This is a genomic window from Hafnia alvei, assembly GCF_900095695.1.
GTDB lineage: Bacteria > Pseudomonadota > Gammaproteobacteria > Enterobacterales > Enterobacteriaceae > Hafnia > Hafnia alvei_B.
Genome location: NZ_FMIQ01000082.1, coordinates 19,567 through 31,830, shown reverse-complemented (window position 1 = coordinate 31,830; position 12,264 = coordinate 19,567). Strand labels below are relative to the sequence as shown.

Sequence of the window (12,264 nt, the reverse complement as noted above, 5' to 3'; positions counted from 1 at the left end):
AAAACGAAGAAAGCAAATCGATTGTGTGACAAATATCACTATAGGTTTATAATGCCCGCGCACTTACCCAGAGAGACGTTTGTCATGCGACGTAGTAGAAATGAAGTAGGGCGCTGGCGTATGTTGCGTCAGGTACACCGTCGACGCAGTTGCTGGTTAGAAGGCCAATCCCGCAGAAACCGACACATCTATAGTGTTCGCCGCTTACACAAAATTCAGCATCATCGTTCATTGCTGTATTCTGTGGCTTATGAGTGGTAGAAAAAATTCAGCCCCGCATTGCGGGGCTGGAGCAAAACTTAACGCGGGATTATTTGCCCAGATAGGCGTTTAACATCCAAACCTGTTTTTCCTGCTCTTTGATGTAATCGCTCATCAAAGAAGACGTCCCTTCGTCACCGGCTTCGCTTGCCAACGCCAGAATTTCACGCTGCTGCGTCAGCAGAATTGAATAACCTGACAGTAGACCTTTCAACGTACCTTTATCGTCGGTCACATTGGTATCTTCTTTAATATCCGCTGTTTTCAGATATTCACTGAACGCGTGACGCGGTTGATAACCCAGCGTCAGGATACGTTCGGCAATCTCATCGACCTTCAGCAGCAGATCGTTGTAGGTTTCTTCAAATTTCACGTGCAGTTCAAAGAACTGTGGTCCGGTGATATTCCAATGATAGCCGCGTACGTTCATGTACAAAATTTGATAGTTACCGAGCAGGCTATTGAGGTCTTCTGCCAGTTTGGCAGATTGTTTGGTATCGAGACCAATGTGGGATTTTGTCGCTTTTTTCGTTGTCGCCATAATCGTGAATTCCTCATTATTCGGTGAAAGTGAAACATCCGTAATAAATCGATATCGATTTTTTGACTCTTAGCGCGGTGGAGAAGGTTGCCAGCATCGCGCCGGATCATCCAACCTAAAAAACAGGCTTATATAAACAATAAGTTATCCGTGTTTCCTTGAGTTCTATCCTGCCAGAGTTGTGGTTTGAGGTCTAGGCTCCGGCGGGCATTTTTATCAATAGCTGCAATAGGCTGTAAACAAATAGATAAATCCTAGTGATAAACGCTGCTTTTATCATCGATTAGACCCCGTTTTTTCAGCGTTTTGACGGTTTAATCATCATTTTTGAATCAGCGATTTGTATAACTCATAAGTACTAATTATCAGGATGTTGCGGGGCTCGAGGTTTAAGGGTAGACTGCGCAGCATCACTTGATTGTGACAGAAAAGCGCATTTAGCATTATCAATGGAATCTCCATGTAGCCCCGCTAAATGCACTTCTCTGAATTAAGGAAGGCCTGCGCAAGCAGGCCTTTTTTATATCCAGAATTTGGCAATAACGTTCTGTTTTAAAATACTTTCTTATATGGAACCACGGTAACCGCCTGATACACGCCAGCGGCGACGTACGGGTCAGCATCGGCCCATTCTTTGGCATGCTCTAACGATTCAAATTCGGCAATGATGGCTGAACCTAAGAAACCGGCAGCACCAGGGTCGTTAGAGTCAATGGCAGGAAGTGGACCGGCGGTCAGCAGACGTCCTTCATCACGTAAGACCTGCAAGCGAGCCAAATGATCAGGGCGTGCGGTCATTCGCTTATCCAGTGCGTCGGGAACATCCTGAGAGAAAATGAGATATAACATGAGGCTATCCTGATTGTTGGTATAAAGAGTGTGATACAAACAACATCACGTTACGGCATCTGGGCGTAGCGTGCAATAAGGCTGTTATCCTGCTGTTAAGGAGTTTGTGCGGTTGATGTTTTATCCGCCAATTGGGTGTTTTCTTTCGCTCTGGGCGCCTTTGCACATTGCACATGATTGCTATTTGCATTTAAACTTGCGGCTTATTGAGTAAAGAACATTTGGGTTAAATCAATCCGTCAAACCAGGTTGCTAACACTTTGTCGCTGAAAACATCACCACTGAAGAAGTTTTTCCTGACACGTCGTCTTTCATGGCCAACGACGCTGTCCATCGGGTTGCATTCAACGCTAATCGCTGGTTTGCTGTATGCCTCTGCGCAGGAAATGCTGCATATGCCCGCTGAGGAGCCGGAACCGATCAATGTGGTAATGGTTAACCCTGCGATGTTTGCCGCTCCGGCGCCTGTCGCGATCCCTCAGCCTGATGCCAAACCGGAGGCTGCTCCGCCGCCACCGCCAAAAGAAGAGCCGAAGCCAGAGCCTAAACCCGAGCCTGAGCCAAAGCCGGAACCAAAGCCCGAGCCTAAACCTGTCATTAAGCCAAAACCAAAACCGGTGAAGAAAGAGGTCGTTAAACCTCAGCCGAAAAAAGTGGTTGAAGAAAAGCCGCGTGAAGAGACGCCAACCCGCACGGTGACGTCGCCTGAAACGTCGGCCTCTAGCACGTCGACGCACAGCAGCACATCAACGACGAAAGCGAGCAACAACACCGCCAGTGCACCCGCGGTTGCCGCAGTACCTAGTGGCCCACAGGCGCTAAGCATTGTCAGGCCAATATACCCAGCGCGTGCCGTTGCGTTGAAACTAGAAGGTAAGGTTGTTGTTCGTTATGACGTTGATAGTAACGGGCGGACGACAAACGTGGAGATCATCTCCGCAGAGCCACGCAACTTGTTTGAACGTGATGTGAAACAGGCGCTGAAGAAATGGCGTTTTGCGACGGGTCGTGAAGGGAAGGGACTGACTAAGACGATTATCTTCCGCATGTCGGGTGAAACTGAAATCCAATAATCGATTCAGGGTCAATAAAAAAGCCAGTCACAGTGTGGCTGGCTTTTTTGTAGGCTTAAATCGCCGCGAAGATCTTAATCGTCGAAGCCAACGCGGAAGTTCTCTTTGCCCGCAGGCAAGGTGCGTGACTTGTTGTCATCATCAACTGCAACGTAGGTAAAGACGGCTTCAGTGACGCAGTAACGTTGTCCAATAGGGTCAGAGGACACCTTTTTCACCCACACCTCGATATTGACAGTAATGGAACTGCGGCCGGTGCGGATACAGCGTGCATAACAACACACCACATCGCCCACGGCGACCGGTTTTAAAAAGGTGATACCGTTAACCGCCACGGTAACAACACGTCCTTCAGCCACTTCTTTTGCCAGAATTGCGCCGCCGATGTCCATCTGCGACATAATCCAGCCACCGAAAATATCACCATTGGCGTTAGTGTCGGCTGGCATTGCCAAAGTACGAAGGACAAGCTCTCCCTCAGGGAAACGATGTTTTTCGTTCATAAATGTCAGTCTTATTCTTTTCAGTTACCACTTCCCTGAAGCCGATTGCGTTCAGGAAAAACCTTATTTGCCGAGCTTTTGTTCTTCAGTCATATGACGGTAGATATATACGCCGCTTAATAACGTGAAGACCAGCGTCAGTGCTGTGAGTCCGAAGACTTTAAAATCAACCCAAACGCTTTGCGGCATCCAGAACGCCACATACAGGTTAGCGATACCACAGGCCATAAAGAACAGCGCCCACGCCGCGTTCAGACGTGACCACACGATATCGGGCAGCGAAATTTCTTTGCCAAGCATGCGTTGGATCAACGGTTTTTTCAGTACGATTTGGCTTACCAGCAGCGCGATGGAGAACAGTGCATAGATAACGGTCACTTTCCATTTGATAAACAAATCGTTATGGAATACCAACGTCAGCGTACCGAAAATAGCGACCATCACGAAGGTGATAAGCGTCATTTTTTCTACTTTACGATATTTAAGCCAGGTCACGATTAGCGCTACCGCAGTGGCTGCGATCAACGCGCCAGAGGCCACGTAAATGTCATAAAGCTTGTAACAGACAAAAAATACTACTAGGGGCAGAAAATCTAAAAGCTGCTTCATATACCTGTCCATAAATCAGTTAACCGAGCGACTATACCCGATTCAGTGCGGTGAGGCATTAAAACCCTAACGCGTACCTGCCTTCATTATCGCGCATAATGCCGCCGAGTGGGATGCAACGACGGCTATTTTTGCAAATACTTACAAGATGGCATAATGCTTGCTATCACCTTGATAAGTTTGTTGCTTACACGCATGATGTAGCAGGCGTGTAAAGAAGGTAAGCGACATGAAATGGAAATTTATTAACGGCTGGATGCCGGGTTTAGCCCTCTTGATGGGTTATCAGCGGGAGTGGCTGACAAGTGATATTCGTGCCGGGCTTTCGGTTGCCGCCGTGGCTTTGCCGGTGGCGATTGCCTACGCCGATTTAGCAGGCGTTGGGGCTATCGTTGGGCTCTATTCCTGCGTGTTCCCCATGATTGCCTATGCGCTTTTCGGTTCCTCGCGTCAGGTCATCGTGGGGCCGGATACGGCTACCTGTGCGGTGATCGCGGCGGTTGTGACGCCGCTCGCCGCCGGTAACTCTGAGCTTCAATGGCAGCTGTGCATCATGATGACGCTGATGACCGGCGGTTGGTGCTTGATCGCCAGCCGTTTTCGTCTTGGCGCGCTGGCTGATTTACTGTCGCGGCCCATTCTCACCGGGTTATTAAACGGTCTGACAATAACGATTATCGTCGATCAGTTAGGCAAAATTTTTGGCTTCCAAACTAAAGCGCGTGAGCTTATCGAACGCTTGCTTTCGCTGCCGTATGATTTGCTGGGAAGCCATTGGCCGACCATGCTGTTGTCACTGCTCACGTTGGCGGTGTTGATCGGCGTGAGGCGACTACGCCCCAGTTGGCCAGGGCCGCTCATCGCTATGTGCCTCGCAATGTTGCTGGTTTGGCTCTTTGAATTACCGCGTCACGGCATACGTACGATTGGCGGATTCAGCGACGGCTTGCCGATTGTGCAATGGCCAAGCTTCCAACCCGGTTTGCTGCGTGACTTGGTGATCCCTTCACTTAACCTAGCGCTGATTAGCTTTGTGAGTTTGATGCTGACCGCGCGCAGCTTTGCCGCTAAAAACAATTATGAGGTTAACGCCGATGCCGAGTTCCGCGCGCTTGGCGTAGCTAACATAGTCTCGGGTTTGTCTCAGGGTTTTGCTATCAGTGGCACCAGCTCGCGTACGGCGGTGAACGATGCCAACGGTGGCAAAAGCCAGCTGGTGTCCATCGTGGCGGCGATTGTTATCGGCGTGGTAGTTTTATTCTTTACCTCTCCGCTGCAATACATTCCAGTTTCTGCTCTTGGCGTGGTGTTAGTTTATGCGTCGTGGTCGTTGCTGGACTTCCGCACGATTATTCAACTGCGTCGCCGCAATCCACCGGCGTTTCGTTTGGCGCTGTTTACCTTTGCTAGCGTGATGTTAGTCGGCGTTATGCCGGGGATCGGTCTGGCGGTTTTACTCGGTCTGCTGCAGTTTTTACGTACCGTGTTTCGCCCAACCGAACAGCTACTGGGCGTGAACGAAGAGGGCATGATCCATTCGTTAGGCAACGGGGCTCAGGTTAAAGCCGTCGAAGGCGTGCTGATGTACCGTTTTAACTCGCCGCTAACCTATTTCAACGTCAGCTATTTTAAAAGGCGAGTCCTCAATTTGGTTGACGGCATGCCTTTCCAGCCGCGCTGGGTGGTAATTGATGCGGTCGCTAGCTTTACCTATCCCGATATCAGCGTGATTTCAGCTATCGATGAACTGAAACGAGATTTAAAACAGCGCAACGTCAAATTAGTCTTAGCGGGTAGAAGAACCGATCTTAAACGCTGGTTCAGCGCAAACCGAGCGAAGGGCGAAGAGAAAGGGCTGTTGTTTGTTTCCGATCTCTATTTAGCGCTGAAGTTTATTCAGAGTAGCGAATGCGTTAACTGCGAACCATCGCCGCCAAGCGAAACTAAGGTGCTGGCGCTTGAAGATAAGAGCATGCCATATCAACCGCCAATAGAACCCTAAACCATCATCATAAAAAATGGGAGCCAGTGGCTCCCATTTTGCTATCAGTTATTGATTAAGCAGTTATTGATTAAGCAGTTATTGATTAAGCGGGTTGTCTCACCAGCATATAAAGACGAGACAGATAGATAATCAGCATGGCGGAAACCAGATTGCTCAGCGCACCCATAATCACCATACCCACGGTTGGGTGCAGCGCAGAGAGCACGCCAACCAGCAGTAGCAGCGCCAGTTTTGCCGCCAGCCATAGCATGATGGCTGGGCTAATTAAACGCACATTGGCGAACGATAAGCGGAAGCTACTGCGAATCGCTCTGATTACGCCGACTTTTTCTTCGGACATAATCATCGGCGCTAACGCCAGCCCAACGGCCAATACGATACCCGGCACGATAAAGGCGGTAATACCAAGCTGAACCATTAGCGTACACAGGAACATTAACAGTAACAGACGTGGCAGCATCGGTGCAGAGGTACCAATCGCACGCAGTGCGCTAAGGCGCTGTCCTTGGGAGACCAATGGAATTAACGCCAACATGCCGCCAAGCAGCAGCACATTACCAATTAGCGCGGAGAAACTGGCCGCAGCGGATACTTTCAGCAGCACCATTTGTTGCTCTGGTGTCATCTGCTGCACCATTTCTTGCAGTCCCATACCTGACGTTAGCGTGCCGTCGGCACCGGCTAAAATACTCAGATCGTCTGCGCCCGGCGTGAATGCCTGATTCAGGATCACTGAAATAAATGCGGTTAATAGCGCTAACAGGCACAGCGTGCTTATCTGATGACGGAAAAAGTTAAAACTGTCACGGTACAATGTACGGGCCGTGATTGGCATGCAGGCGCTCCTTGGCATTTGCAACGACGCCCTAATTCACAGAAAACGGCTACAGGATCGGAGCCGTCTTAGATTATTAGGGGATTTAGAATAATCAATGTGCGCCGATTGTACCCTGTTAACCGGGGAAGTGGCACCCCGTCGCTATTTTACTGGCGATTTCTTCGGCGTTTGCTGAGGGCAGAGGGGCAAGCCCATAGGCGGCGCGGGCGCGTTCGCAGGCTTCGTTACGTTCTCCAAACTCCTAGGATTGAGAAAATTCTCGGCAGGGTGAGGGCCGGCTCTCATACATAGAACACGTGACGTGTTGGCCAATTTCACCGCGCAAGTTCACACAGCGCGGTTTTTTAGTATTGGTGCCCTGCATACAGCGCATATAAGGGCTGACCTGTTCGGTCAGCGAAGCCGGTACAAGGCCTCCGGCATCATCCGCTTCGGCCCAATAAAATGACACTCGGAAATAACCGCAGCATGCACCACATGAGATGCAGGGATTATGCTGTGAGATCGCTGGAATTGTTGGCATGTCACTCATCTTGATTTCCCACCACTCCTTATGGTTTCGAACCAAAACAATCGGAACAGAAAAACTACCCCGAGGTTAATTTTACGTCAATCAACTTAGCTGAGATGCGTGAGATATGTTTATAACTCGTTAAAATTGATCCATATCAATTTACGTAAAATCATATAATTAATGCATGTTTAATATATGTCATTTTGTGAAAAACAATGTCGTTGATGTGATCTGTGTTAGATCACGCATCATCCTTTTTGGTTATATTTCCGCACGCAGTGATAACCATATAAAGGGAAGGGATGATGAAAAAAATTACACTTGCGCTATGTGTGGCAGCAACGCTGGCACCATCTTTCGCTATGGCTCATCAGGCGGGTGATATTATTGTTCGTGCCGGTACCGCGACGGTACGTCCAACGGAAAGCAGTGATAACGTGATGGGACTGGGCGGATTTAAGATCGATAACGATACCCAGTTAGGATTAACGTTTAGCTACTTAATCACGGATAACATTGGTGTTGAATTGCTGGGCGCAACGCCGTTCCAGCATAAGGTGGGATTGCAGGCGACGGGTGACATCGCGTCGACGCGTCAATTGCCACCGACGTTGATGGCTCAGTGGTATTTCGGTAAGGCCGAAGACAAGCTGCGTCCTTATGTCGGTGTAGGTATTAACTACACCAATTTCTACGATGCGAAGTTTAATAACACGGGCAAAAGTTTAGGTTTACACGATCTGAGCGTGGATAATTCCTGGGGCGCAGCAGGTCAGGTGGGCTTGGACTATTTGGTTGATAAAGACTGGATGATAAACGCATCACTGTGGTACATGGATATTGATACAACCATCAAATTCAGAGATGGAAATAACCAAAAGCAAAGCATCGATACACACATCGACCCATTTGTATTTATGTTTGCCGTTGGCTATCGCTTCTAACGAGAAGCGTATATACCCAAGATATTTCAAGCGACTTGAACGGGGGCAATCAACGGGTAGGCAGCTTGAAGTATCACGGGTATAGCAGGGTCAATAAAACGGTCAGTTTTACAGACGCAGATAGCAGACAAAAGTTACAGACAATAAAAAGGCGCGTTAAGCGCCTTTTTTGATCGCGAAAACGGTTACTTAACCCGCATATCGTTTTCAACAACGCGAACGCCTTTCACCGTTTTGGCGACAGAAACCGCACGGTTGGCGTCAGCAGAAGAAGAAACGAAACCGCTCAGCTGAACGCGGCCTTTGAAGGTTTCAACGCTGATTTCGGTTGATTTGAGAGATTTCTCCGCCAATAGCGCAGACTTCACCTTAGTTGTAATAACGGTATCATCAATATAACCGCCGGTGCCTTCCTGTTTGGCCGTTGGCGCACAGCCAGCCAACGCAACGGAAAAAATCGCCGCTGCGCAAAAAGTGGTAATCGCTTTAACCCATTTCATCAATGTCTCTCCTTGCTGTTTATAGTGAGAATGACCGATTTAATACCTAATCCAATGATTAGCCGTCATGTCATCCGTAATTACTATAATCCATTTTTAAAAAACAGGCTTATCAATATGTAAGCGTTACTAATACAAAAAAACCGTGCGGTACGAATACGGCACGGTTGTTGAGGCTATGTTTATATACGGCGTTTATATACGGCTATCTTAACGCCGAGTCGCGGCTTTCATTCCACTGACGAAATCATGTAATTTTTTCAGCATCACATCGGGCTGGTGCTGATTCTTCTCAATGATTTTAACAATGGCGGAGCCAGAAATCGCCCCCGCGGCACCGGCATCGAGAGCCTCTTTCACCTGCGAAGGTTCAGATATGCCAAAACCTTGCAGCGCAGGAGGCGCCTTCAGCTCATCTAAACGCGCCACTAAATGATGCAGCGGCAGTTGAGCCCTGGTTTCTGCCCCAGTAACGCCGGCGCGAGAAAGCAGGTATGTGTAGCCTTGTCCCTGCGCGGAAATGCCTTGCAGCAAATCATCATCGGCGTTCGGTGGGCAGATAAAGATAGGGGCAATGCCGTGGCGTAACGCGGCCTGACGGAACGGCATGGATTCTTCGATCGGTACGTCGGCAACCAGTACGGAATCAACGCCCACTTCGGCACAGCGCTGATAAAACTCGTCAATTCCGTTATGGAATACCAAGTTGGCATACATCAGTAAGCCAATTGGGATCTGCGGGTGTTTTTTACGAATTTCAGCCAACAGCTCAAAGCAGAGCGTCGGCGTCACGCCAGCGGCAAAAGCACGTAGCGTTGCGTCCTGAATGGTTGGGCCGTCTGCCAGCGGATCGGAGAATGGTATGCCCAGTTCTAACGCATCGGCACCGGCGTCGATTAAGGTGTTTACGATCTCCAGAGAGAGCGCGGGAGTGGGATCGCCAAGGGTAACGAAAGGAACGAAAGCACCTTCATTGCGGGTCTTTAGTTCAGCGAACAGTTGTTGATAGCGTTCCATTAGATTTCTCCCCGCGCAGTCAAAATATCGTTAACGGTAAAAATGTCTTTATCGCCGCGGCCTGAAAGGTTCACCACCAGCAGTTGTTCTTTATCTGGATCCTGCTCAATCATTTTTAATGCGTGCGCCAAGGCGTGTGAAGACTCCAGCGCCGGAATGATACCTTCTTCACGCGACAAGCGTTTGAAGGCATCCAGAGCCTCATCATCGGTAATGGACACGTAATCAGCGCGCCCAATGCTGTTCAGATAAGCATGCTGTGGGCCGACAGAAGGGAAGTCTAAGCCCGCAGAGATGGAGTAAGACTCTTCGATTTGGCCTTCTTCGGTCTGCATCATCGGTGACTTCATACCAAAGTAGATCCCGACTTTGCCATGCTTGAGCGGTGCGCCGTGCTGTCCGGTTTCAATGCCTAATCCACCGGGCTCAACGCCGATCAAACGCACTGATTCTTCGACGATAAAATCTGCAAACATGCCGATAGCGTTCGAACCGCCGCCGACACAGGCGAGAACCGCATCAGGCAAACGGTCTTCAAAGCCTAAAATCTGCGCCTTGGTTTCTTCCCCAATCATGCGCTGGAATTCGCGCACGATGGTTGGATATGGGTGTGGGCCAGCCGCCGTGCCGAGCATGTAGTGCGCTTTGTCGTACGAACCAGACCAATCGCGCAGCGCCTCGTTGCAGGCGTCTTTCAGCGTAGCGGAACCGCTGGTCACCGAGATAACCTCAGCGCCCATTAAACGCATACGGAAGACGTTTGGCGATTGACGCTCAATATCTTTAGCGCCCATGTATACGCGGCATTTTAGGCCGAGCAGGGCACAGGCCAGCGCAGAAGCCACGCCGTGTTGCCCAGCACCTGTCTCGGCGATAATTTCTGTTTTACCCATGCGCTTAGCCAACAGTGCTTGGCCCAGCACTTGGTTAGTTTTATGTGCGCCGCCGTGCAGCAGGTCTTCACGTTTCAGGTATAGCTTGGTTTTAGTACCTTTGGTTAAGTTACGACACAGCGTTAATGCAGTAGGGCGACCTGCATAGTTTTTCAATAAATCGATGAACTGTGCTTGGAACTCAGGATCTTTCTGAGCACTGACAAAGGCTTCTTCCAATTGCTTCAGTGCTGGCATCAAGATCTGGGGAACGTACATCCCGCCAAATTCGCCAAAATAGGGGTTTAGTAATGTCATGGTATGTCCCAACCTAATTATTGATTTAATTAATAAGCGCGCAGCGTTTGAAATACGGCTTCTAGTTTTTGCTGATCTTTAATGCCGGGTGCAGTTTCTACGCCAGAGTTGAAATCAAGTCCCGCACTGCCGAGCTTCGCGGCAAGAACGCAGTTGCTGGCGTTAAGACCCCCTGCGAGCATGACGTTATCCAGCGTTTTCCCGGCTAACAGGTTCCAATCAAACGGTTCGCCGGTGCCGCCGTTGCCGTTATCGAAGACATAGCGATCGACATGCAGCAAATTACGCGCAGGAATGTGGTCGCTGATGCTGATGGCCTTCCAAATCTGGCAGTTAACCGGCAACAGCTGACGAAGCTCGCGGATATACTCCTGTGATTCATCCCCGTGAAGCTGAACGGCATGCAGCGCGAGACGCTCTACGGTGAGACGCACCGTTTCCAGTTTGGCGTTGCGGAACACGCCAACGTATTTCAATGGCGCAGCGGCAATCACTTCACGTGCCTGAGTGATGTCAACGTAGCGCGGCGAGCTGCCAACGAAAATCAAACCGCCGTATACGGCTCCGGCGTTGTAGGCAGTGGCGGCATCTTCGGCGCGAGTGAGGCCGCAGACTTTGTTATCACCCAGCAGCACGCGGCGTAACGCCAAACTTAAATCAGGCTCAGACATCAACGCGCTGCCAATCAAGAATCCGTTGGCAAAGTGGCTGAGTTCGCGGATCTGGCTGTAGGTATGGATGCCTGATTCGCTAATCACGGTAACACCCTGCGGCAGACGCGGTGCCATTTGGCGCGTGCGGTTTAAATCAATTGACAGATCGCGTAGGTCGCGGTTATTGATACCGACGACTTTGGCCTTCAAGGCGATAGCGCGATCCAGCTCTTCTTCATTGCTGGCTTCTGTTAATACGCCCATGTTTAAGCTGTGAGCCACGGCGGCCAGATGTTGATACTGCTCATCGTCTAATACCGAGAGCATGAGTAAAATCGCATCGGCCTGGTAATGGCGGGCCAGATAGATTTGATACTCGGAAATCACAAAGTCTTTACACAATACCGGTTGATGAACGGTGGCGCTGACCTGACGCAGGTAGTCGAAGTCGCCCTGAAAATACTTTTCGTCAGTTAGCACCGAGATTGCCGAAGCAAAGTCACGGTATAAGGTGGCGATTTCAACCGGATTAAAGTTTTCACGGATCACGCCTTTTGACGGCGAGGCTTTTTTGCATTCCAGAATGAACGCGGTTCGGTTGCCTGCTAGCGCGTCGTAAAACGAACGCGATGACGGCCCAATGCTCCCGCGGAAACTCTCCAGAGGCTGCTGGGATTGACGTGCTTCAACCCAGACGGCTTTATCGCGAACGATGCGATTTAATACGGTTTCTTGCTTCTGTGGGGAAAGATTACCTTGCAACATAC

13 protein-coding genes and 1 pseudogene are annotated in these 12,264 nt (G+C 49.7%); 4 read left to right on the top strand and 10 right to left on the bottom strand.

All coding sequences use genetic code 11. The features are described 5' to 3' along the window. Positions 1-84: 84 nt before the first annotated feature. Positions 85-261, top strand: coding sequence for a YciY family protein (locus tag BN1044_RS22015; protein ID WP_071603101.1), 177 nt, complete (start codon positions 85-87; stop codon positions 259-261). Between the two features lie 49 nt (positions 262-310). Here BN1044_RS22015 and BN1044_RS22010 read toward each other — a convergent pair whose 3' ends face one another. Together BN1044_RS22010 and BN1044_RS22005 are read right to left on the bottom strand one after the other, a co-directional pair. Next, positions 311-802 (bottom strand): Dps family protein, encoded by a 492-nt coding sequence (locus tag BN1044_RS22010; RefSeq protein WP_072310479.1) that lies wholly within the window; start codon positions 800-802, stop codon positions 311-313. Between the two features lie 552 nt (positions 803-1,354). Continuing rightward, on the bottom strand, positions 1,355-1,651 hold the full coding sequence (locus tag BN1044_RS22005) for a YciI family protein (protein ID WP_025796906.1): 297 nt from the start codon (positions 1,649-1,651) through the stop codon (positions 1,355-1,357). Between the two features lie 395 nt (positions 1,652-2,046). On the opposite strand from BN1044_RS22005, the gene BN1044_RS22000 reads away from it, so the two are divergent. After that, positions 2,047-2,724 (top strand): TonB family protein, encoded by a 678-nt coding sequence (locus BN1044_RS22000; RefSeq protein ID WP_072310520.1) that lies wholly within the window; start codon positions 2,047-2,049, stop codon positions 2,722-2,724. Between the two features lie 74 nt (positions 2,725-2,798). On the opposite strand, the gene yciA is transcribed toward BN1044_RS22000, so the two are convergent. Together yciA and BN1044_RS21990 are read right to left on the bottom strand one after the other, a co-directional pair. Then, positions 2,799-3,227 carry an acyl-CoA thioester hydrolase YciA gene (gene yciA / locus BN1044_RS21995; RefSeq protein ID WP_072310478.1) on the bottom strand — a complete coding sequence of 143 codons (429 nt, stop codon included), beginning with the start codon at positions 3,225-3,227 and terminating at the stop codon, positions 2,799-2,801. Between the two features lie 63 nt (positions 3,228-3,290). Continuing rightward, a complete protein-coding gene (locus BN1044_RS21990) occupies positions 3,291-3,836 on the bottom strand; it encodes a septation protein A (protein ID WP_072310477.1) in 546 nt (181 codons plus the stop codon). Positions 3,837-4,065: 229 nt separating this feature from the next. Between BN1044_RS21990 and BN1044_RS21985 the strand changes: the two genes are divergently transcribed. Continuing rightward, entirely contained in the window at positions 4,066-5,838 is a 1,773-nt protein-coding gene (locus tag BN1044_RS21985; protein ID WP_072310476.1) for a SulP family inorganic anion transporter, read from the top strand. Positions 5,839-5,923: 85 nt separating this feature from the next. Here BN1044_RS21985 and BN1044_RS21980 read toward each other — a convergent pair whose 3' ends face one another. Beyond that, positions 5,924-6,676, bottom strand: a complete 753-nt coding sequence (locus BN1044_RS21980) for a YciC family protein (RefSeq protein WP_025796895.1) — start codon at positions 6,674-6,676, stop codon at positions 5,924-5,926. Between the two features lie 118 nt (positions 6,677-6,794). Continuing rightward, positions 6,795-7,202, bottom strand: a pseudogene (locus BN1044_RS21975) (YkgJ family cysteine cluster protein). Positions 7,203-7,498: 296 nt separating this feature from the next. Here BN1044_RS21975 and ompW point away from each other — a divergent pair. Then, on the top strand, positions 7,499-8,137 hold the full coding sequence (gene ompW / locus BN1044_RS21970) for an outer membrane protein OmpW (protein WP_072310475.1): 639 nt from the start codon (positions 7,499-7,501) through the stop codon (positions 8,135-8,137). Positions 8,138-8,322: 185 nt separating this feature from the next. Here ompW and BN1044_RS21965 read toward each other — a convergent pair whose 3' ends face one another. From BN1044_RS21965 to trpCF, 4 genes are all read right to left on the bottom strand, one after another. Beyond that, a complete protein-coding gene (locus BN1044_RS21965) occupies positions 8,323-8,637 on the bottom strand; it encodes a BON domain-containing protein (protein ID WP_025796889.1) in 315 nt (104 codons plus the stop codon). Between the two features lie 210 nt (positions 8,638-8,847). Continuing rightward, entirely contained in the window at positions 8,848-9,654 is an 807-nt protein-coding gene (trpA, locus tag BN1044_RS21960; RefSeq protein ID WP_040044829.1) for a tryptophan synthase subunit alpha, read from the bottom strand. Then, a complete protein-coding gene (gene trpB / locus BN1044_RS21955) occupies positions 9,654-10,844 on the bottom strand; it encodes a tryptophan synthase subunit beta (protein WP_072310474.1) in 1,191 nt (396 codons plus the stop codon). Before trpB ends, trpA begins: the two co-directional genes overlap by 1 nt. Before the next feature lie 29 nt (positions 10,845-10,873). Continuing rightward, entirely contained in the window at positions 10,874-12,262 is a 1,389-nt protein-coding gene (gene trpCF, locus BN1044_RS21950) for a bifunctional indole-3-glycerol-phosphate synthase TrpC/phosphoribosylanthranilate isomerase TrpF (RefSeq protein WP_072310473.1), read from the bottom strand. Between the last annotated feature and the right edge of the window lie 2 nt (positions 12,263-12,264).